At 66.1% G+C, this 20,911-nt stretch carries 17 protein-coding genes; 1 reads left to right on the top strand and 16 read right to left on the bottom strand.

Features of this window, described 5'->3' with window-relative positions; genetic code table 11:
* Positions 1–110: 110 nt before the first annotated feature.
* From BIWAKO_RS08055 to BIWAKO_RS08025, 7 genes are read right to left on the bottom strand one after another with little or no spacing between them, the layout of a single operon-like run.
* The gene (locus BIWAKO_RS08055; RefSeq protein ID WP_069878173.1) at positions 111–1,739 is read right to left on the bottom strand and encodes a complex I subunit 5 family protein; all 1,629 of its coding nucleotides are present in this window, start codon (positions 1,737–1,739) and stop codon (positions 111–113) included.
* Entirely contained in the window at positions 1,736–3,271 is a 1,536-nt protein-coding gene (locus BIWAKO_RS08050) for a complex I subunit 5 family protein (RefSeq protein ID WP_069878171.1), read from the bottom strand. Before BIWAKO_RS08050 ends, BIWAKO_RS08055 begins: the two co-directional genes overlap by 4 nt.
* The gene (locus BIWAKO_RS08045; RefSeq protein ID WP_069878170.1) at positions 3,268–3,618 is read right to left on the bottom strand and encodes an NADH-quinone oxidoreductase subunit K; all 351 of its coding nucleotides are present in this window, start codon (positions 3,616–3,618) and stop codon (positions 3,268–3,270) included. The genes BIWAKO_RS08050 and BIWAKO_RS08045 overlap by 4 nt, the downstream gene beginning before the upstream one ends.
* Complete coding sequence (locus BIWAKO_RS08040; RefSeq protein ID WP_069878168.1) at positions 3,615–4,547, bottom strand: MnhB domain-containing protein; 933 nt, start codon at positions 4,545–4,547, stop codon at positions 3,615–3,617. The genes BIWAKO_RS08045 and BIWAKO_RS08040 overlap by 4 nt, the downstream gene beginning before the upstream one ends.
* Positions 4,544–4,837, bottom strand: coding sequence for a monovalent cation/H(+) antiporter subunit G (locus BIWAKO_RS08035; protein WP_069878166.1), 294 nt, complete (start codon positions 4,835–4,837; stop codon positions 4,544–4,546). The genes BIWAKO_RS08040 and BIWAKO_RS08035 overlap by 4 nt, the downstream gene beginning before the upstream one ends.
* The gene (locus BIWAKO_RS08030) at positions 4,834–5,124 is read right to left on the bottom strand and encodes a monovalent cation/H+ antiporter complex subunit F (protein WP_069878164.1); all 291 of its coding nucleotides are present in this window, start codon (positions 5,122–5,124) and stop codon (positions 4,834–4,836) included. The genes BIWAKO_RS08035 and BIWAKO_RS08030 overlap by 4 nt, the downstream gene beginning before the upstream one ends.
* Positions 5,117–5,620: a Na+/H+ antiporter subunit E gene (locus BIWAKO_RS08025; RefSeq protein ID WP_069882275.1), complete on the bottom strand. Its 504-nt coding sequence runs from the start codon at positions 5,618–5,620 to the stop codon at positions 5,117–5,119. The genes BIWAKO_RS08030 and BIWAKO_RS08025 overlap by 8 nt, the downstream gene beginning before the upstream one ends.
* Before the next feature lie 561 nt (positions 5,621–6,181).
* Here BIWAKO_RS08025 and BIWAKO_RS08020 point away from each other — a divergent pair.
* A complete protein-coding gene (locus BIWAKO_RS08020; RefSeq protein WP_069878163.1) occupies positions 6,182–7,933 on the top strand; it encodes a metallophosphoesterase family protein in 1,752 nt (583 codons plus the stop codon).
* Here BIWAKO_RS08020 and BIWAKO_RS08015 read toward each other — a convergent pair.
* From BIWAKO_RS08015 to BIWAKO_RS07975, 9 genes are all read right to left on the bottom strand, one after another.
* Positions 7,923–8,990 carry an AI-2E family transporter gene (locus BIWAKO_RS08015; RefSeq protein WP_371331877.1) on the bottom strand — a complete coding sequence of 356 codons (1,068 nt, stop codon included), beginning with the start codon at positions 8,988–8,990 and terminating at the stop codon, positions 7,923–7,925. The two genes, BIWAKO_RS08020 and BIWAKO_RS08015, sit on opposite strands and share 11 nt — an antisense overlap.
* A gap of 63 nt (positions 8,991–9,053) precedes the next feature.
* Positions 9,054–10,052 (bottom strand): patatin-like phospholipase family protein, encoded by a 999-nt coding sequence (locus BIWAKO_RS08010; protein ID WP_069882273.1) that lies wholly within the window; start codon positions 10,050–10,052, stop codon positions 9,054–9,056.
* Between the two features lie 124 nt (positions 10,053–10,176).
* Positions 10,177–11,913 (bottom strand): hypothetical protein, encoded by a 1,737-nt coding sequence (locus BIWAKO_RS08005; protein ID WP_069878161.1) that lies wholly within the window; start codon positions 11,911–11,913, stop codon positions 10,177–10,179.
* Complete coding sequence (locus BIWAKO_RS08000) at positions 11,910–12,428, bottom strand: DUF1269 domain-containing protein (RefSeq protein WP_069878159.1); 519 nt, start codon at positions 12,426–12,428, stop codon at positions 11,910–11,912. The genes BIWAKO_RS08005 and BIWAKO_RS08000 overlap by 4 nt, the downstream gene beginning before the upstream one ends.
* A complete protein-coding gene (locus BIWAKO_RS07995; RefSeq protein WP_069878157.1) occupies positions 12,425–13,978 on the bottom strand; it encodes a leucyl aminopeptidase in 1,554 nt (517 codons plus the stop codon). The genes BIWAKO_RS08000 and BIWAKO_RS07995 overlap by 4 nt, the downstream gene beginning before the upstream one ends.
* Positions 13,979–14,084: 106 nt before the next feature.
* Positions 14,085–15,257, bottom strand: coding sequence for an efflux RND transporter periplasmic adaptor subunit (locus BIWAKO_RS07990; RefSeq protein WP_084651216.1), 1,173 nt, complete (start codon positions 15,255–15,257; stop codon positions 14,085–14,087).
* The gene (locus BIWAKO_RS07985; protein WP_069878156.1) at positions 15,254–18,343 is read right to left on the bottom strand and encodes an efflux RND transporter permease subunit; all 3,090 of its coding nucleotides are present in this window, start codon (positions 18,341–18,343) and stop codon (positions 15,254–15,256) included. The genes BIWAKO_RS07990 and BIWAKO_RS07985 overlap by 4 nt, the downstream gene beginning before the upstream one ends.
* Complete coding sequence (locus tag BIWAKO_RS07980) at positions 18,340–19,446, bottom strand: efflux RND transporter periplasmic adaptor subunit (protein ID WP_069882271.1); 1,107 nt, start codon at positions 19,444–19,446, stop codon at positions 18,340–18,342. The genes BIWAKO_RS07985 and BIWAKO_RS07980 overlap by 4 nt, the downstream gene beginning before the upstream one ends.
* Positions 19,447–19,825: 379 nt before the next feature.
* Positions 19,826–20,908 carry an MFS transporter gene (locus BIWAKO_RS07975; RefSeq protein WP_069878154.1) on the bottom strand — a complete coding sequence of 361 codons (1,083 nt, stop codon included), beginning with the start codon at positions 20,906–20,908 and terminating at the stop codon, positions 19,826–19,828.
* Positions 20,909–20,911: the final 3 nt, after the last annotated feature.

Below are 20,911 nucleotides of genomic sequence, written 5' to 3'. Positions count from 1 at the left end.
TGTCCTGTCGTTCATCGAAGCCGGGTCATGTGCTCCGCAGCAGAAAGAGGGGTGCCGGGCACTGTATCCGACCATGGCCGGGGCGCCAGAGCGCACAGACCCGCTTTGGCTCAGGCTCGGAACATCAGCGCACCCAGCAATACGGCCACGGCGATGAGCGACAGACCCGCCACCGACCAGCGGCGCAGCAGGGCGTCTGCCTGCTCGACCCCGGCAGCGAGGCGGTGAACGACGGAGGTGCCGGCTTCTGCCAGCACGACAATATCGCCTTCGGGGATGGAGCCAGGCAGCTTCGTGATGCGGCGAACCAGCAGCATGGCAAGCGCCCCCAGCAGCATGGGCCAGACGACCTTCCAGAGCGCGGCGGGCTGCAGCAGGCTGGCGATGCTCTCGCCCGCAATCGCGGGATAGAGCATCCACGGGATCACCAGCGATGCGGCGGCGACCGTCAGCCAGGGGAGGAGCTGTCCGGGAGGCGCGGAGGACGGGGAATTCTCCCGCGCGTCGCGTGCCACGATCGAGAGGAAATGTAGCATCAGCAGCGTACTGCCGGCGCCGGCCAGCGCCATGGCGAGGCTGACATAGCCATAACCCAGCATCGGCTTGGTCGCGAGTTTGGCCAGCGCGCCGCTGGTCAGGGGCATGCCGCCGAGGCTGAGCGCCAGAAGACCGGTGAGTAGCAGGACAGGCCGCAACCACGCCCCGCCGGTCGCAGCCAGAATGCCGACCGCCAGGAAGAGGGCACCCTTCACCAGCGTGTGATGCACGGCATAATAGGCAACGAGGCTCGTCGCCCCGGTATCGGCATTGTCGAGCCCGACACCGAGGAGCACGGCGAGCAGGCCCATCTGGCTGACCGTCGAGTAGGCCAGGATGGTCTTGGCGCGCGTCTGGGTCACACCGACGATGACGCCGAAATACGCGGTGACGATGCCGGCCGCGATCAGCACGTTGCCCCAGAACGGCAGGCCGGTTTCGAAGGGCAGAAAGCGGATCAAGCCGATCACGCCCGCCTTGACGACCACGCCGCTGAGCACGGCGGAAGCGGGCATCGGAGCGGCGGGATGGGCGAGCGGCAACCAGACATGCAGCGGCACGAGGCCCATCTTCAAGGCAAAGCCGAGGATGAGCAGGAGGGTGATGCTGTCGCGCATCGGGGATGACGGCAGGGACGCGACCACGTCCCGGATCGCAGGATTGGCGTCCGGGTGGCCGGCTGCGAGCATCACGAAGCCCAGCAGGAGGAACGCCTCTGCGAGCAGTGCCAGCACGACATAGACGACGCCGGCTCTGTGAGCCCGCGCGCTCTGCTCATGCACGATCAGCCCATAGGCGGCGAGGCTCGCCAGCGTGAAGAGCAGGTAGAAATTCGCGATATCGCCGACGATGAAGAGGCCGAGGCTGCCTGTCAGCGTCAGCAGCCACCAGACGGCGAAGCGGGCAGCCGCCGGCTCGCGGCCCATATAGGACGACGCGAAGGCGCCCGCTGCGCTCCAGAGCAGGGCGGCGCCGCCGAGCAGGATTGCACCCGGCCGGTCGAGCACGAGCGACATCCGGAATGGCGGCGGGAAGAAGGCCGAGGTTCCGTCCGGCACCAGAAGCGCCGCGAGCAAGGCTGGCAGGGGCGCCACAACGAGCAGCGACAGCGCGCGGGCCCGGAGGCGTCCGACGATGCAGCAGGCCGCCATGGCGAGCGGCAGGAGCACCGAAGCGGCAAGAAGCAGGCCGGAAGCGTTCATGGCGTCACCGCCGTCATGGCACCCGAGCGCCCCAGTTGCAGGAAGCCGAAGGGCTCGAGCGGTACGAAACCAAGCAGCACGGCCGCCAGCGCCAGAACAAGGGCCACGAGTTCGAGGCGGCGCGGGATCGGCTTCTGTGCGACGAGCGCGATTGCCGGTGTCGCCAGGGCGCGGTCGACGACGCGAAAGACATAGCCCGCTGCGAGCAGGCCACCAGCCAGAATGGTGGCCGCGAGCCATGGGTGGCCGTTCAGCACCGCGGCCGTCAGCAACAGGCATTTCGCAATGAAACCACCGCTCGGGGGTATCCCCATCAGGGACAGGCCGGCGAGGCCGAAGGCCGCCGCGCTGATCGGGAGAACGCGGCCGAATCCGCCGAGATCGGCAATCCGGTCATGGCCAAAGGCCTCGGCGATGACGCCGGCCGCAAGGAACATCGCGGCCTTGGCGAGTGCGTGAGAAACCAGCTGAAGGGCGCCTCCGGTCCAGGCGATGGTTTCCCAGGGAGGCTGCGCCTCGTTTCCGGCTGCGAGCGGGAAGACGATGAAGAGATAGCCGATCTGCGCCACGGTCGAATAGGCGATCATCAGCTTCAGCCGCGCCTGGCGAAGCGCCATCACGCTGCAGAACAGGATCGAGGACGCGCCGAGAACCGCCAGGATCTGCCCGGCCAGGATCGCAGCCTGCGGGGGCGCGATGTCGAGCACGAGACGCAGGATCAGGAAGACTGGCGCCTTGATGACGAGAGCCGAGAGGACCGCGCTCGCGGCTGCGGGTGCGCCGGCATGGGCGGGCGGCAGCCAGAGATGCAGCGGAAACAGGGCTGCCTTGGCGAGAAGCCCCACGATCATCAGGGCAAGCGCCACCCAGAGGGCCGGCCCGCCCTCGCTCAGGTGAGACAGCGTCTGGATGTCGAGCGTTCCGTAGCTGCCATAGATGAGCCCTGTCCCGAGCAGGTAGAGCAGGGATCCGAGCAGCGCGAACATCAGATAGCGCAGCGCGGCTGCGACGGTCTCGGCACGGCCGTCCAGGCAGACCAGCGGGACCGCCGCGAATGTCAGCAGTTCGAGAGCGACATAGAGGTTGAACAGGTCTTCGCCGACGAAGACCGCGTTCAGTGCGCTCCAGATCGCCAGCAGCAATGCCCAGAAGGTCGTCGGGGCCCGGCCGTCCTGCGTCTTCGGGGCGAGCGCGTAGAGGTCCCGCGCAAACAGGGCTGTCGCCGTGATCACCACCGCCGTCACCGCGATCATGGTCGCGGAGAGCCCGTCGGCGCGCAGTGCGATTCCGAGCGGTGGCAGCCAGCCGCCGACGATATAGGTGAGCGCGCTGCCGGTCCGGATCAACTCGACCACGATGGCGAGCGCGGTGACGAGGCCGGCGGCCATGGTCACAAGCGAAACCTGCCTCGCATGGCGAGGAGCGACGACCATCATGGCCAGCACGCCGAGGACGGGCAAGGTCACGGCAAGGACCAGCAGATAGCCGCCGGGGGTGGCGAGGTGAACGGAGGCGGGCGCGAGAGGGGTCATGGCTCGGCCTGCTGCTTGTCGCCGGCCGCCGGCGCGTCCAGGCTTTCCCGGCCGGTGAGATCGAACAGGCGTTGCAGCAGCGCGACGGCAAGGGCAGTCGCCGAGAACGCGACGACGATGCCCGTGATCACCATGGCCTGCGGAACCGGGTCGCCCGAAAAGCCGGCGGCTGCTCCGCGCCGCGCCGCCGCGCCAAAGACCAGGAAGATGCCGGCACCGAGAATATTGAACCCGACGATCCGGCGCAGGAGGCCGGCATGGGCGATCACGATGAACAGGCCGATACCGGCCAGCGCTGCGCCGGTCAGGCCAAACAGGGTGGCGGAGTCGAGGGACGCAAGGCTCATGGGACGGGAGCCCTTCCGGAGGGGCCGGCCACGAGCAGGCCAAGCGTCAGGGCGATTGATGCTGTCAACGCGGCCTCGATGCCGACGATGATGGGTTTCGCTGCGCCCTCTGGATAGGAGAGGAAGCCGTCGGCCACCGCAAAGCCGAGGAAACCGACCGTGAAGAACAAGACCGGGCCTCCGACAAGCAGAAGCCGCAGCGTCGTCCGCCTCGTCTCGGGGGCGGGGCGCAGGCCTGCCAGCATGACGAGCAGCCACATCGCGGCAAGCACGGTGCCAGCCTGGAAAGTCCCGCCCGGCGCGTCGGCCCCCACCCAGCACATATAGACGGCGATCAGCACGCCAAAGGGCGGTAGAATGCGGGCGAGGTAGATAAAGGGTTGCGGCGCGTCCGCCCTCCTCAGTTCTGGCGCGCCACCCCAGAACTGATCGGGCGCCAGCGACCACACCCCCAGGAGGGCAAGCAGCAGGACGACCTTTTCGAGCAGCGTATCCAGCGCCCGATAGGCCAGCAGGACGGCCGTCACGGGATTGCCGAGGCCGGTCGCGTCCAGCGCCGCGGCAGCGGCAGGTGCGAGTGTCGGGGCGGGCGAGGGGAAGGAAAGCACGGCGAGCGCAAGGCCAGCCGCCACCACCGTGCAGCCGATGGCGGCGGCGGCCTTGGTGATTCTGCCGGCTGATCGCGCCTGCGACGAGCGCTCCCGCAGCCGGGCTTCGGCCCGAAGCAGCAGCATCCCGGTGACACCGCCGCCGATCGCGGCTTCGGTCATGGCAACGTCGATGGCCGCTAGCCGCGTCCAGCCCACTCCCAGCAGCAGCCCGAAAGCGATGAAGCCGATGATCGCGCTCTGGTCGTCGCTCGCCCTGGCGACATGGACGGCCAGCGCGAGAAGCCCGGCGATGAGGGCAAGATCGAGGAGCAGGGTCATGGGCGGAGTTTGCGCCGATAGAGCACCCCGGCGATCAACTGGCTCGCCGTCGCGGCCGAGATCTGGGCCAGCAGCCAGACACAGACCAGCTTCAGTCCACCGGTGAAGCTCGCGGCCTGCGGCAGGAGCCCAAGCACGATCAATCCGAGCCCCAGATTGTCGGCCTTGCTCAGCGCATGAAGGCGGCTGAGCGTATCGGGGAAACGCAGCAGGCCGAGCGTACCGGCAAGAAACAGAAGGGCGCCGCAGCCGACGGCGATGAGCGTGAAGGCATTGGCGAGCGACGTCACGCCTCGTCCTCCGCCTGCTCGGATGCGTCGGGGCCGAGGCTGGGCTGCCCGAATGCGAAGGCCGCACAGGAGACGGCGGCCAGCAGCATCAGCAGCAGGGCGACATCCGTCATGGCCGGAGAACTGCTCGCGGCGCCAAGCAGCAGCACCGCGGCAGCGCCTCCCGTGCCCAGCAACTGAACGGCCATCATGCGCTCGGCTGCGATCTCGGAGCGCAGGACCTTGAACAGCCCGAGCGCCGTGACCACCAGGATGAAGAGCGCCGCTCCGGTCAAGAGATCAGCCATGATCGCCCCCGTTCTGCAGCGTGCCGCAGAAGGCTGCTTCATCAGCGGCGATCTGTTCCGCCACGGGTTCCCGCAGATCGAGGCAATGGATGTGAAGCGTGCCATCCGCATCCACCGCGACGGGCAACTTGCCGGGCTGGAGGCTCATGACCGCGCATGAGGCGCTGCGGGCCATGCCGGGAGGCAGCGCGGTGCGATAGGTGACAAAGCCTGGCGACAAGGCCGGCTGCGGGGCAAAGGCACGGCGCGCGACATCCACGCCTGCGACGGCCGATTGCGGCACGAAGCGGATCAGGAAGCGCATGAGGCCAGAAGCGGATAGGTTTCCGCCTTCCGGCCAAAGCGCCGTGCTTGTCCAGGTCGCGGCGGCTGCCGCAATCAGGCCGATGGGCAGATCCTTCAGGGCGGGGCCCATCAGGATCAGCCATAGCGCGAGAAAGCCGAGACCTCTCGTGAGTCTGGCAAGGAGCGGCGTCCCGCCGGTTTCGGTGGTCATGACCATGTCCTGTTGGCCGGACGTCGCCGGTCAGGGGCGGGCGGCTCGATGATCGCATACTGGTCGCAGCCTTGAAGCCATGCCAGCGCCAAAGTATTTCGTTTGATTTGAATCTTGCGAATAATGGATATCGAAGATGATTGTCTCATGTTTCGGCATGAGCGTGGCTGATTGACCATCATGGCATAGAAATAAAGATTCCACCAACGCTGCGGTTGGCGAATGATGTTTGAAATATCGATGCAATCTTGTCTCTCGTGCATTGAAATGACGCGTTCAATTCTATTCAAATCACGATGCGCATTGCATAAGTATCTGATTTTAAAGTAGCATCTGCTCTTTCCCCGGTCATCAGCCCCGTGTCTCACTTCTGTGCTCGGCGTCCCATTCTCGGTTTGGGCATGAAAGTTTGGCCCTGAACGCGTGCATGACGCGGGCATCAACGCTATGTCCTTCGAGGCAACTGAGTTGTGTGCATCCTGATGTTGCCGTGGGGCAAGGCATGACCATTCGACGCCGATCTGCCCCGGCGAGCACAGTTTCCCTGGATCGTAACTGACCATGCCGATGATCATCGAACCGCGAGCCGGTGACGCAGAGGACGACGCCAGCAGCACCAAGAAGCGCTCCCTGATTGCCATTGCCGGAAGCATGCTGGGGGAAATCAACCTGCCCAAGCTTGCGCTGGCCTGGGTCATCCTCGCGCTCTTGCCAGGCTTCCTGCTCGGACTTGCCCCGCTTGTCGCCACGGCCTGGTTCAGCTCGATGTCGGGCCGGATCTACGCGCTGGCAGGAATTGGGCCGCTCATTCTCCTGGTGCTGATCGCGGCTCTTGGCTGGTTCGGTTTCAGGCCGTTGTTTCGTGCTGCCGAGCGCAGTTTCTGGTCGCTGAACTCACTTGCCGTCCAGCCGGGCTATGCCCTGTGCCGCGAGGGGCTCCGGCATCTGGCGGAACGCTTCCTCACGGCGCAGGCCAGCGAGGACAAGCGCGCGGGCCTGCGGGCCGCGACCGCCATTGGCGCTGGCCTTGCTGCCTTCTTCATCGCTGCCGGCATTGCCGCGTTCGCCTGGCCAGCGACACGTTGGTCCGGCGAGATCGCCGATCTGGCCAATCCCTTGCGACTGGTCGTTCCCGCGCTTGCCAATACGGTGACCGTCATGAGCGGATATCTCGCCGTTGCTTCGCTGGCCTGGGGCCTTGCCGATGGGTTGATGGATCAGCCGCGCGATCTTGGAGCCTATGATGAGGCGCCGCCGTCAGCGCGCAAATGGCGGGTCGTGCATCTCTCCGACATCCATGTCGTGGGGGAGCGCTATGGTTTTCGGATCGAAAGCGGACGCGCCGGCCCGCGTGGCAATGAGCGGCTTGCCCAGGTTCTCGAGAGACTGGACGAGATCCATGCCCAGGAACCGCTCGACTTCATTCTGATCACCGGTGACATGACGGATGCGGGTAGATCGGCGGAATGGGCGGAATTCCTGGACGCGATGGCGCGGCATCCCGCGCTGGCCGAACGGAGCTTCATCCTTCCCGGCAACCACGACGTGAACATCGTGGATCGCGCGAATCCGGCGCGGTTGGAATTGCCGACGAGCCCCGGAAAACGCCTGAGACAGATGCGGACTCTGTCGGCCATGGCCGCCATCCAGGGAGACCGGGTCCGGGTCGTCGACCAGGACCGGACAGGGCTGGGCAGCACCTTGTCGGCGGCGCTGGAGCCCCATCGAAAGACGATCGCCGCCTTCGCCGATGCCGGCTCGCTGCGCCTCTCGGCCGGGCTGGCCAATATCTGGGACGATATCTTCCCGATGGTGCTGCCACCGGCGGGAGAGGACGGGCTAGGGCTCGTGCTCCTGAACTCGAACGCCGAAACGCATTTCTCCTTCACCAATGCGCTGGGCCTCGTCTCGGAAGAGGACATCCGAGCGATGCTCGCGATCCTGCGCCAATATCCGAAGGCGCGCTGGGTCATCGCGCTGCATCACCATCCCGTGGAATATCCGAAGCCGGCCAAGGCCTTCTCGGAGCGCATCGGCACGGCGTTGATCAATGGCAGCCGGTTCGTGCGCCAGCTCAAGCCGATGTCGCACCGGCTCGTCGCGATGCACGGCCACCGCCATGTCGACTGGATCGGGCGCTGCGGTCCGCTGAAGATCGTCTCGGCGCCGTCTCCCGTGATGGAGGCGACCGATGACGAGGCAACCGGCTTCTATATCCACACGCTGGCAGCCGCTGCGGATGGCGGACTTGCCCTGCTCGCGCCGCAGCGGATCGAGGTCGCGCCCAGGCCGGACGCCGGCCTCAGCTCTTGACGGCTGCGTCGATCGGGACCGCAGGCGCATCCTTTTCCGGCGAGCCGAAGAGCTCCGCGAGCCATAGGCTCGATGGATGCTGGGCGCAGAAGGTCAGGAATGCGATCGTGATCGGAACGCCGATGAAGGCGCCGAAGACGCCCCAGAGATAGCTCCAGAAGAACACGGAGAACAGTACGGTCGCGGGAGAGATCGAGAGCGCGCTGCCGGCGACGCGTGGTTCGATATAGCTGCCGACGATGAACTGGATCAGGTTGAGGCAGGCAAAGACCGCGATCACCGCCTGCCAGGATCCGAACTGCGTCATCGCAAACAGGGTCGGGAAAACCGTGGCGACGAGCGGGCCCAGGAAAGGAATGTAGTTCAGGGAAAAGGCGATGAAGCCCCATTCCTCCGCAAGCTGAAGTCCGACAGCCTTGGCAAAAGCCCAGACGAGCAGGCCGGTGATGAGGCTCATCAGGGTTCTGACCACCATGTAGCGGCGGATCTTGCTGGCGGTCTCTGTGCTGCCCTGCAGCAGAACCTGGCCGGTCTCGCTGTTGCGCATGGTGCGCACCTTGCGCCCGAAATCGTCGACTTCCAGCAGGCCGAGGATGACGTAGACGAGGACGACGAGCCAGAAGCTCATTGTGCTGTTGAGGCGGCCGGTGATGGTCTGGGCGGTGCGCAGCATCCAGCTGACATTGAAGTTCTCCGACCAGACGCCGGCCACGGCTACGCCATGCCCTTCCAGCCAGACCGTGATCTGGTCGTAGAAGGACTGGAAGCGTGCCGCGTCGCTGACGATCCAGCGGCCGACGCGGCCGAAGGCCCAGACGATCAGGGACCCGAAGGCGAAGAAGGCGACGACCATGACCACGACGCTGATCGCGAGCGCGAGCAAGCGGGGCAGGAAGACCTGCAGGCTCTTCTGAAGCGGCCAGACGAGCGCGATGATGAAGAGCGCGAAGGCGACCGGCGCGAAGACCGAGCTGGCGATCGACAACGCGGCGACCGCCGTGATCGTCGCAATCAGAATCAGGGCGCCTTGATAGATCTTGCCGGTGGTCATCTGCATTCCTGGTGAGGCCTGGTGTCGGGAGGTCGGTGCTGAGGCGCGCGGCAAATGCGGCCGCTATTCTCAGATGCCTTCGGTCAACTCGTCGAGATCGAGCGTCGAGGTCTTGCCGATGTCGTCCCGATGCTCCCGATAGAAGGACTCTGCCGAGCGCCTTCCCTCGTTGTGGAGCATGGTCAGGAACTCCCATTCGGCATTGAGCTTGGAGGAGTAGCCAAGCTCGGTCATGGCGTCGCTGGTGATGCGGTGAAGGCGCATGCGGGCCCAGCGCGCGCCCTCGCCGCTCTCGGGATTGGCCTTCTGCCGCAGCAGGGCCATCATCCGCAATTCCTTCAGCAGCACTGCGTTGAACGACACCTCATTTAGCCGGTTGAGGATGTCGCGCGCCGTACGCGGTGTCTCCGGTCGTTCGACCGGATTGATCTGGACCAGGATGGTGTCCAGCGCATCGCTGTGCTTGATCAGCGGCGTCATCGTCGGATTGCCGGAATAGCCGCCGTCCCAGTAGCTCTCGCCGTCGATCTCGACGGCCTGGAACAGGGTCGGCAGGCAGGCGGAGGCCAGCAGCACGTCGGGCGTGATCTCGGCATTGCGGAACACCCGCCCCCGGCCTGTGCGCACATTGGTGGCGGTGATGAAGAGCTTGATCGGGCTCGTCGCCAGGCTGCCGAAATCGATAACCTCGGCGAGGATATCGCTGAGCGGGTTCGAGCCGCTCGGATTCAGGCTGTAGGGAGAGACCACCCTCGACATCATGTCCATGGCGACGAAGAGCGGCGAGTTGTCGAGTGTCCAGCGCCCGAGCAGGATGTCCAGCGGGCTGCGCTGGAACGGGCTGAAGCGCGCCGCTTCCGAGACTTTTCGCCAGAACAGCTCCAGTGCCTCGCGTGCGCCAGCGCGGCCGCCCTTGGCATAGCCGGAGGCCAGCACGGCCGCATTCATCGCGCCGGCCGAGGTTCCCGAGATCGCCTCGATCTCGAGCCAGTCCTCCTCGAGGATCCGGCACAGCACGCCCCAGGTGAAGGCGCCGTGGGCTCCGCCACCCTGAAGCGCCAGGTCGATGGCGAGGGGCTCGCGCTTGGTGCGATTGTCCTTGGCGCTGTCGTCGCCGCTGCGGGGCGCGCGCGCCGTTGTCGGGGCTTTGCTCACGTCTTTCCCATCCTGAATGCGGGGCGAGCCGGCCGGGTCACGGCGACTTCACCAATCCCGAAAAGCCGGCAACCGCCAGCAGGCTCAAGGCCCAGCCGACGATCGACTGGAAGTAGAAATAGTTGATGGCGATGCGACCACCCGGCTTGGACGGGTTGGGCCGCCAGAAGGTTCTCTGCCCCATGTCGAGCACAGGCAGCAGCGTATCGAGCGAGTACATCCAGGGGCTGAAGGCCGGGTAGCTCGAGGCCTCCCAGCGCTGGCGGAAGCAGGCGAGCTGGGTCTGCCCGGGCTCGGCCAGACCGCTCGTCTGCTGGGTGGCGATCAGCGAGCGCTGTTCGGATCTCTCGATGCCGCACAGGGTCCATTCCGGCGCACGCAGCACCACGGCGCTATTTGGCATCACGGCTCCCCGATGCTCGGCATAACCGAAGATGGCAACGCCCAGAAACCAGAAGAACAGGAGCCAGACGAAGGCCAGCAGTGGCTGACGACCATAAGCAAGGGTGATTCCAAGCACACCGTCGGCGGCGGTCAGAAGCCCGCGCAGCACGGGATTGGCTGCCCGCTTGCGCCGGGCCTGGCGTTGCAGTCGCTCCTTGACGACAAGCACGGCGCGAGCATCCTCGCCATGTCCCATCTCGCGGAAGACGGAAGCCAGTTGCTCATAGGGTTGGGGCCAGAAATCCTCACCCCAGCGCTCTGGCGCCTGTCGCCCCAACCAGTCGAGCCGGCTCGCGGCATCGACCGGTCCGTCGATGAAGGCGCCGTAGCGGCAGCGATTCAGGAGAAGGTCGCCCTGCTTGGGCCAGCAGGCCGCCTCGTCATGGATGGTCCCGATCGAAGCGCCTGTGAGAACCATCGCGCCGTTCACCTGCGCATCCCGGCGCAGGAAGAACGCGCCCTTGATCGCACTGCGGCTCATTTCCAGAGCAGTCTGGCCGGGGGCGCCGAGAACCGCGCCTGAGCAGTCGATGTCGCCGCCGATCTGGGAGGCGATCAGCCGGATCTCGCCCTCTATGCGCGCGCTACGCAGCACGACGCTGCCGCGGTTCTCGATTTCATTCGCATCGATTGCGATGCCGTCGGTGCGGGTGACGACGGCGCCGGCGCAATCGAGATCGGCGGCCAGCACCGCGCCGGACAGGTTGATCCCGCCGCGCAGCGTCGCTCCCCGCAGCAGGACGTTGCGTGCCTCCAGGCTCGGGGCGAGCAGCGCATAGCCGCTCGGTGCGCGAATGGTGGCGCCATCGCATTCAAGATTGCCGCCGAGACGCGACTGAACGAGATCGACCTCGCCAGTGACCTCGGCGCCGCGCAAATAGACGCCGCCGCGGGCCTCGAGCCGCTCGGCCTGGAGGCCCGGAAGGGAGGAACCGTCGAGGAACAGGCGGTTGATGATTGCTGCCCGGAGGATCGGCGCGGCCTCGAAATGGCAATCGTTCAGGCCGATGTCGCGGAAGACACGACAGGCTTCGAGATCGAGAACATCGGTGATCCAGGCGCCGCTGATCCTGACGCCCTTTTCATGGGGGCGGCAGCCCTCCTCACCGCCCAGCATGAGAAAGCGCAGGAACGGCGCCCGGATGACCCGCGCCGGGTCGGGTTTCTCCGGGCGCGAGCCGTCTCCCAGGCGGTCGAAGTTACCGCTGAGAAGCTTGGCGACGACCTCCTCTTCCGCCGGCAGCAGGGGACGGAAATCGTCGAGGCGCGCCGTCGCGATAGCCCACTGGGCCCATTCTGCTCCCGCTCCGGCGCCCCAGTCCTGCGTCATGTGGCGGCCGGAGGAGCCACTTCGGCGCTGGCGCTGGCGGCCAGCGCTTCACGCAGCGCAGCCTCCTTCGTCTCGTCGAAGGAGGTGCTTATCAGCGTGCCGCCGACGCCCTTCAGATCGGCGAGGACCTTGTCGGTGGTCATCTTGCGGATCAGCAGGAAAAGCCCCGCGGTGTTGGGCTGCAACGCGCTGGCCGCGTCCTTCATGAACTTGTCGTTGATGCCGACATCGCTGAGCTTTCCGCCCAATGCGCCTGAGGCGGCGCCGAGAGCCGTCCCCAGCAGCGGTGCCAGGAAGATGAATCCGATCAAGGTGCCCCACAAGGCGCCCGATGCGGCTCCGGCCGCCGTCAAGTTCATCATCTGGTTGAGTTTCACATGCCCCTTCTCGTCCTTGACGACGACGACCGCGTCGCCGAGCTCGATCAAATATTCGCGCTGGAGGGACAGGACTTTCTGACGAACCTCTTCGGCCTGTTGTTCGGTCGGGAAGGCGATGAAAACCAGATCGCTCATGAGTGCAACTCCATTGCTGAGGGGGAGGGGAGGGAAAGGCCATTCGGCGACGCCGCTTCCGCGGCGCGGCCGATGAGGAATTCGGCGAGCAGCGGCACAGGCCGGCCGGTCGAAGCCTTGGTCGTGCCCGAAATCGATGCGGTGCCGGCAATGTCGAGATGGGCCCAGGGATAGGCCCTGGCGAAGCGGGCCAGGAAGCAGGCGGCGGTGATCGCGCTGGCCGCCCGCCCGCCGAAGTTGCTGGTATCGGCAAAGTTGCTGCCGAGCTGGCCGAAATAATCGTCCCAGATCGGGAGCTGCCAGACGCGATCCCCCGACACGCCTCCGCAGCGCAGAAGCTCCGCCGCGAGTGCCTCATCATTGGCGAAGAGGCCACTCGCATGCGAGCCCAGCGCCACGACGCAAGCCTCGGTCAGGGTCGCGATATCGATGACGCAGGCCGGCGAAAAGCGCTCGGCATAGGTCAGGGCATCGCAAAGCAGCAGCCGCCCTTCGGCCTCGTGAGTCCGGATCTCGATGGTCTGGCCCGACATCGAGGTGACGATGTCGCCGGGGCGGCTGGCGCTGCCGCCCGGCATGTTCTCGGCCGCGGCGATCAGTCCGACGACGTTGATGGGCAACTCCAGTCGGGCGACCGTGCGCATCACGCCCAGAACGCTGCCGGCGCCGCTCATGTTGAATTTCATTTCGTCGGGGTCGGCTCCCGGGGTCAGTGGCGTGCCTCCGATATCGAAGGTCATGCCCTTTCCGAGGAGAACGATCGGTCTGCTCCTGGCTTTGCGCCCGTTGGACTGCATCACGATCAGCTTGCAGGGATTGGCTGAGCCCCTGCCGACGACGAGAAAGGCGCCCATGCCGAGCGCTTCGAGATCCTCGCGCTCCAGGACTTCGACATTGAAGCCGAACTCCCTCCCCATCTCCTTCGCCGTGCTGGCGAGGTAGGCGGGGGTGCAGATATTGCCCGGCAGATTGCCGAGATCCTTGGCCAGAGCGACGCCTTCGGCGACCGCGATGCCCTGACGCAGGGCACCGACGATCTCCGACGTGAGGGTTTGCGGAACGAGCAGCATGATGCTGCGTACCGGGCCGACACGCGCCTTCTGGCCATGAGGATGGGTTCCGGGCAGGACGAAGACGTATCCGCCATCGGCCAGAATTTGCGCGGCCTGTTGAACCTGCCAGTTCAAGCTGCGCTTGGGCACCTCGTGCTCTGCCAGGGCTATGACCGCTTCGGACGCGACGCTTTCCGCGATGATCCTTGCCGTCGCCGAAAGAGCCCGCAGATAAGCGCGGTCGGAAAAGGCATCGGGCTTGCCGAGGCTGACGAGCAGGATGCGGGCCGCGACGGAGCCCGGCAGATGATGGATCAGCAAGGTTGCGCCGGGCGCCTCGCCGAGTTCACCGCGCCCGACGATCGCGGAAAGCTTGCCAGCGGTCCGTTCGTCGAGACGCCGCGCTGATCCGGTCAATGCGCCGCCGCTGAAGACGCCGACGACGAGGAGTTCGGTTCTGAGTCTCTCGGCCTCGCCGACCGCGGGGATGATCTCCATAGAATGTCTCCAGGAGGACATCATGGCATCGCCTTGGTGAATGGTGTGATCCCGCCGGGACGTTCTCTGGTTGCAGGGGCCCGCTTGCGGCGGCGGAGAAAGGTCGTCATGAAGGCGGAAGCACCGGGCTTCCCGGCGGCGGAGCCGCGGCCGCGGTGCGGCCGGCCTCACCCGTCGCGGGAAGCGGCTGCACGCGTTGGCCCGGGTGCAACGTCTGAATGCCGCCGGAGACAATCACCTCGCCGGGCTCCAGTCCCTGCGAGACGATAACGAGCCCTGGGTCGAAGCGCAGGATATCGATATTGCGCAGCGAGACCGTCGATTTCACGGGGTCGACGATCCAGACCGCCGGCGACAGGCCTTGCTGGGTCACGGCGCTGGCCGGAACGGCGACGATGGAGGCCGAGGTGAGCTCCATGGTCCCGACCACGGTTGATCCCAGCCTCATCTCCTCCGGCGGGTCGATCAGGCCGATCCTGACCGCAAAAGTACGGGTCACGGGGTCGGCCTGCGGCGCCACTTCGCGGATACGACCGAATGCACTGACTGTCGGAGCCTCGGCGAGAGTGACCCGGATCGGAATGTCGCCGTGCAGCGTCTCCAGCAGTCTGGCGGGAACGTTGAAGACCGCGTCACGGCCGTCTTCACGCGCCAGTTGCAGCACGACTTGCCCGGCCTGCACGACCTCGCCTGGCTCGATGCTGCGCGCTGTCACGACGCCCGAGACGCCTGCCCGCAATTCGGTGAAGCCGAGCCGATCCTGTGCCAGCTCGACTTGTGCTTCGGCGTTCTCGAGCTGGGCCTGTGCGGCCTCTTGCGCCTTGAGCGACTGATCGAAACGAGGCCGGGTGGTGAAGCCCTGCGCCATCAGCCGTTCCTGACGCTCGAACGTGTTGCGCGCCGTGTTCACTTCGCCGCGGGCCGCTTCGAGCGCTGCCTTGGCGGCCGTCAGCGCGTTGCGTTCGAGCGAGGGGTCAAGGCGGGCGACGATCTGCCCGGCGGCCACGCGATCTCCGACATTGACCGGCCGCTCGGCGACTCGGCCGCCGATGCGGAAGCCAAGCCCGACATTCTTCTCCGCCTGAATCTCGCCGCTCAGCTTGATGTCGTTGGCGAGTTTGCCGGCCTCGACCTTGACCACCCGGACGGGACGGCCTTCGGAAGGGGCGGCCCCCTGGTTCTGGCAAGCAGCCAGCGCCAGGACGAGCATCGAGACGGCAGCGGCGCGGAGAATGCGCGTGGCCGAGGGCTGGAACCGGATGGCTGAGATCGGTCTCATCGCGAAGAAACTCCCGCAGCGGCCGTCGCCCGGGCATTCGTCTTGCTCGGTGTCGGTGAGCTTGCGCCGAAGACGGTGACATAGAGCACGGGCAGCAGGATGAGGGTCAGGACGGTCGCGACCAGCAGGCCGCCCATGATGGCGAAGGCCATCGGGCCCCAGAACACGGTTGGGGCGATCGGGATCATGCCGAGCACGGTCGAGACGGCCGTCAGCATGATCGGCCGGAAGCGCGTGCTGCTGGCGTCGAGTGCCGCCTCGACGACACTCTTGCCGCTGGCCCGCTCCGCCTCGATCTGACCGACCAGGATCACCGCGTTCTTGGTGATGATGCCGATCAGCGCCAGGATGCCGAGCAGGGCGACGAAACCCAGTGGCTTGCCCGACACGAGCAGCGCGCTGACCACGCCGATGAGGCCGAGAGGGGCGATGCTGAGCACGATGGCGAAGAGCCTGAAGCTCCGCAGCTGGGCCATCAGCACGGTGAACATGATCAGCAGCATGACCGGCACGACGGCGATGACCGAGGATTGCGACTTGGCGCTTTCCTCGACGGTTCCTCCGACGGCGATGCTGTAGGCGGGCGACAGCGTCTTCCGTAGCTCGTCGATCGAGGGCTGCAAGGCGGAGACGACGGTCTCCGGCAGCGTTCCGGGCTTGACGTCCGCGGCGACTGTCAGGTTCGGAACCCGGTCGCGCCGCCAGATCAGCGGCGTATCCAACCCGTAGCTGAACGTGACGAACTGCGACACCGGCACCGAGCGTCCACCGGGCAACGCGACCTGCATGGTCCGCAACGTATCCAGCGAGACGCGGTCGGCATCCTGGGCCCGCACAACGACGTTGACGAGATAGATATCGTCGCGCACCTGGGTCACGACGGTGCCGGAAACGACGGTGTTCAGGATCGCCGCAAGCGCTTGCGAACTCAGGCCGAGGCGGCGCGCCTCATCCTGATCGACGCGCAGGCGCAGCTCGCGGGAGGGCTCGATCCAGTCGAAATTGATCTGTTCGGTCTTGGGGCTGGTCGCGACGACCTGCGCCAGCTTCATCGCGATCGAGCGCACTTCGGCAATGTCCGGCCCGCTGACGCGGTACTGTACGGGCCAGCCGACCGGCGGGCCGAGTTCGAGCGGATAGACGCGTGCGACGACGTTCGGAAACTCCTTGGCCAGGAGCCCTTCCAGCTTGGCCTGCAGGCGCTCGCGAGCCGGCACGTCCTTGGCGACGATGACGGCCTGGCTGAAGAAGTCGTTGGGCAGTTGCGCATTGAGCGGCAGATAGAAGCGGATCGCGCCACGCCCGACATAGGTGCTCCAGCGATCCACATCCGGGTTGCCCTTCAGTGCCGCGTCGAACCGGGTCGCGAGCTGTTCGCTTGCGTAGATCGAGGCGTTCTGCGGCAAAGTCAGATCGACCAGAAGCTCGGGCCGGTCGGAGGCAGGGAAGAACTGGCGCGGTACGAGGGGCAGGGCGAGCAGGGAGGCGACGAACAATGCGAGCGTCACTGCGATGGTCGCCCAGCGCAGCTTGATGGCCCCGGACAGGAGCTGCCGGAATGTCCGCTCGACCTTGCCGGGGCCGGCATTGCTGGATGCCGGATCCGGCGCCTTCAGCATCGCGACGCCAAGCACGGGCGCGAAGATCACCGCCACGAACCAGGACACCACCAGGGCGATGCTGACCACGGCGAAGAGGGTGAAGGTGTACTCGCCGGCCGAACTGGCCGCAAAGCCGATCGGCACGAAGCCGGCGATTGTCACCAGGGTTCCGGCAAGCATCGCCATCGCATATTTCTTGAAGGCGTAGGTCGCCGCCTTCGCCTTCTCCTCGCCCGCGGCAAGACGCGTCACCATCGCATCGGTCGTCGTCATGGCGTCGTCGACGAGCAGGGCGAGCGCGATGATCAGCGCACCGAGCGAAATCCGCTGCATGTCGATGCCGGCGACGAGCATCACGGCGAAGACCACCGCGAGCGTCAGCGGAATGGACAGCGCAACGACAAGGCCGGGGCGCACGCCCAGGCTGATGAAGCTCACAGCCATGATGATCGCGATCGACTGCCAGAGTGAGGTCATGAAATCGTCGATCGCGTGATCCACCGTCACAGCTTGATCGGCGACCAGCCGCGGTTCGATGCCGAGCGGCAGATTGGCGGTGATCGTTGCCATCGCCTTCTGGATGTTCTTGCCGAGCGCCAGGATGTCACCGCCATCGCGCATCGCGATGCCCAGCCCGATCGCTTCCTGTCCATTGACGCGGAACATCGGCTGAGGCGGGTCGGCCTGACCGCGGCGTACGGTGGCGATGTCCGCGAGGCGAACCATGCGATCGCCGACGGGGAAGTTGACGTTCAGCAGATCGGCTTCAGACTGGAAGGCGCCCGAGACGCGCAGCGAGACCTTCTCGTCCTCGGTCTGGATGATGCCGGCGGGGCGCACGACGTTCTGGCTCTGCAGGGCGCCGAGTAGGGTGGAGCGATCGATGCCGAGATTGGCGAGTTCCCTGACGGAGAATTCGACGAAGATGCGCTCGTCCTGGGCGCCGATGATCTCGATCTTGGAGACATCTGGCACGAGGAGCAGGCGCGAACGGGCCGCTTCGACATGGTCGCGCAGCTCTCGGCTGGTGAAGCCATCGGCCGTGAAGCCATAGATGATGCCAAATGTGTCGCCGAAGCGATCGTTGAAGAACGGCCCAACCGCTCCCTGGGGCAAGGTGTGGCGGATGTCTCCGACGAGATTGCGGACCCGGTACCAGGTGTCCTGCACCTGGCGCGCCGGAACCGACTGCTTCAGGTTGACGAAGATCGTCGTCACGCCGGGAGTCGTGAAGCTCCGGACAAAATCGAGGCCGGGCGTTTCCTCGAGCTGGCGCTCGAGCCGCTCGGTGATCTGCGTCAGCGTGTCTTCCATGGTCGCGCCCGGCCAGGCGGCCGAGACGACCATCGACTTGATGACGAAGGAGGGGTCTTCATTGCGGCCGAGCCGCACGAAGGCGAGCACGCCGGCCGCGACGGCGACGATCATCAGATAGATCACGACCGAGCGGTTCTTCAGGGCCCATTCCGAGAGGTTGAAGCTCATCGTGTTTCCGTCCCGGTCAGCCGCACATGCTGGCCTTCCTGCAAAAGGCTCGCGCCGGCCGTGACAATGACATCGCCGAGTGCCAGGCCCTTGCCGATCAGGGCCGTCGCGGGGTCGGCGCCGAGAATGTCGAGCTTGCGCAGCGACACGGTCAGAGTCTTGGGATCGACGACCCAGGCTCCGGTGTCCTGCGCACGCCGCACCAGCGCTGTCGACGGAATGGCAATGGCGGAGGCTTCGCTGCCACGGATCGTGCCCAGGACCGCGGTCCCGAGCCGGTAGGACTGCGGAGGATCTGAGAGACCGACCCTGACCCGGAAGGTCCGTGTCACCGGGTCGGCCTGGGGCGAGACCTCGCGCACCCGGCCCCTGACGGTGGTGCCGGGATCGCCGGCGAGCGCGACATACACGCGCGCATCGGTCGGCAGGCTGCGCATCAATGCGGCAGGCACTTCGAAGACAGCGTCGCGCCCCTCGCGCCGCGCGAGTTGCACGATCATCCGGCCAGCCGCGACGACCTCACCCGGCTCCGCGCCGATCCTGGTCACGACGCCCGGTGCATCGGCCTTCAGGGTGGTGAAGCCGACGATATCTTCTGCGGAATTGACGCGGGCTTGTGCGGCGTCGACCTGAGCCCGGGCAGCCGTGCGGCCCTGCTCCGCGGCCTCGAAATCAGCCTGCGTCGTGACATTGCGCTGGAGCAGATGGCTCTGGCGCTGCAACTGGTTGTCGGCCTTTCTCAGAAAGCCCTGAGCAGCGGTGAGTGCCGCCCGCGCTGAACGCAGTTCGTTGAGTTCGTTCTCGGGGTCGAGGCGGGCAACGACCTCTCCCTCGCGTACCGTGGCGCCGACCGCGACGCTTCTCTCCGCCAGCCGGCCACCGATGCGGAAGGAGAGCGACGCCTGGTCCTGCGCTTCGATATGGCCGGTGAAATTGATGTCCGCTGCCTGGCGGGGCTCCTCGACCGTGATCGTGCGGACGATCCGCACGGGCGGCGGAGCTTCGTCGGCCTCGCGCTGACAGGCTGCGGAGGTCAGTGCAATCACGGTCAACGCGGCTGCGTGCAGAAACCGGACGGAACCAGGGCTGCGACGCACGCTCATGCCTGCGGCCCCCGGCACGCCGCCGTCGTCGCGCGCTGCGGAATTCTTGCGCCGATCCCGCCATTCCTGCGGAACGGGTTCTCTCGCAAGTCATTCAAAAGCATCATGTTCTTCCTCTGGCAACCGCAAGGCAGAGGCCGTGGAACCTCGGGCGCAAGACAAGGGTCCGTCGCCAATCTCTTCGGGCGGCAGGGACGGACGCTACCAACAGTCCGGGAAGCGCGGATTAGCTCAGAATCCCAACTCTGCGCTGGTCATCCCAATTTTGGGACAGGGTACTCGGCGTCTGGAGGCCCCTGGTGCGGAGCCGTATCCTCCCGTCTCAAGCTGGCTGCGACGGGGATCAGCAAGAGGAAGCCGATGCCGGAAGCGATCGCCATCAGGCCATAAACATGCTCCCCCACGAGCCGTAGAGATAGCCGGCAAGGGTCGTCAGAGCCGCCATCACCCCGGCCCATCCGGCGGCAAGCCAGGACTGAGCCTGGGCCAGCATGCTGCGCGGCGCGAACTTCGCGAGCAGGAAGATGCTGGCCAGATGCGTCGCGCCGAAGGTCAGGCCATGGGTCAACTGCAACAGGACGACGAAGGCGATATCCGGGTCGAGAGCCATGCCGGCCCAGCGCAATGTGGCGACAGCGCCGCTGGCGGCCAGCAGCACGCCTGCTCCGGCCGAGCCCCGTATGATGTATCCGAGCAGGCTGAAGAATGTGATCTCGGACGCGATGCCCGCCGCCCAGAGGCTTCCCATGGTACCCCCGGAAATGCCGAGGCTTTGCCAGTGCAACGTGCTGAAGCCGTAGACGGCGGCATGGCTCGCCTGGACGAGTGCTGCGCCGGCAATCGTCAGGATCAGCAAACGCGGCTTTTCCACCACCCCGTCCCTCTCATCGGAAGGGGCTGATCTCTCCGGCAGGCGAATGGTTGCGACGGCGGCCGTGGCCAGCGCTGTGGCAAGCGCCGATAGCAGCAACATTCCGATGATGGACGAGATCGGCAGCCAGTCGAGCATCCAGCCCGCCGAGAGATTGGCGAGCGCAAAGCCCGCCGAGCCCCACAGGCGAATCCGCCCGTAGCGCAGCTCTGCCGAGCGCAAGCCCTCGAGGCTGCGCAGGGTTACGGCATCGGTCAGGGCGATCAGTGGACCCTGGGCGAGCGCGATCGCAATCACCAGCAGCAGGATTGGCAGGAAGCCTGCGGCAAAGGCGAGAAAACCTGTGCCGATGACGACAGCCGCGGAGCAGGCGACCAGCGCGATGGTCATGCGCACGCTCCGGTCCGCGAGGACGCCAACGACCGGATTTGCGATGATGCGGGTCAGCAGCGGTGCGGCAAGCACGATGCCGATCGCATCGTCACCAAGCGATTGCGCGCGCAGCCAGAGCGGAAAGAACGGCAGATTGACGCCGAGCTCGAAGAAAAGGGCCGCATAGAGAAAGGAGAGGCGCCCCGTCGCCCCCTTCATGCC

Source organism: Bosea sp. BIWAKO-01, from assembly GCF_001748145.1.
Taxonomy (GTDB): Bacteria; Pseudomonadota; Alphaproteobacteria; order Rhizobiales; family Beijerinckiaceae; genus Allobosea.
Note: the sequence above shows the minus strand (reverse complement) of the source record. Positions and strands in the feature narration are given on the sequence as shown.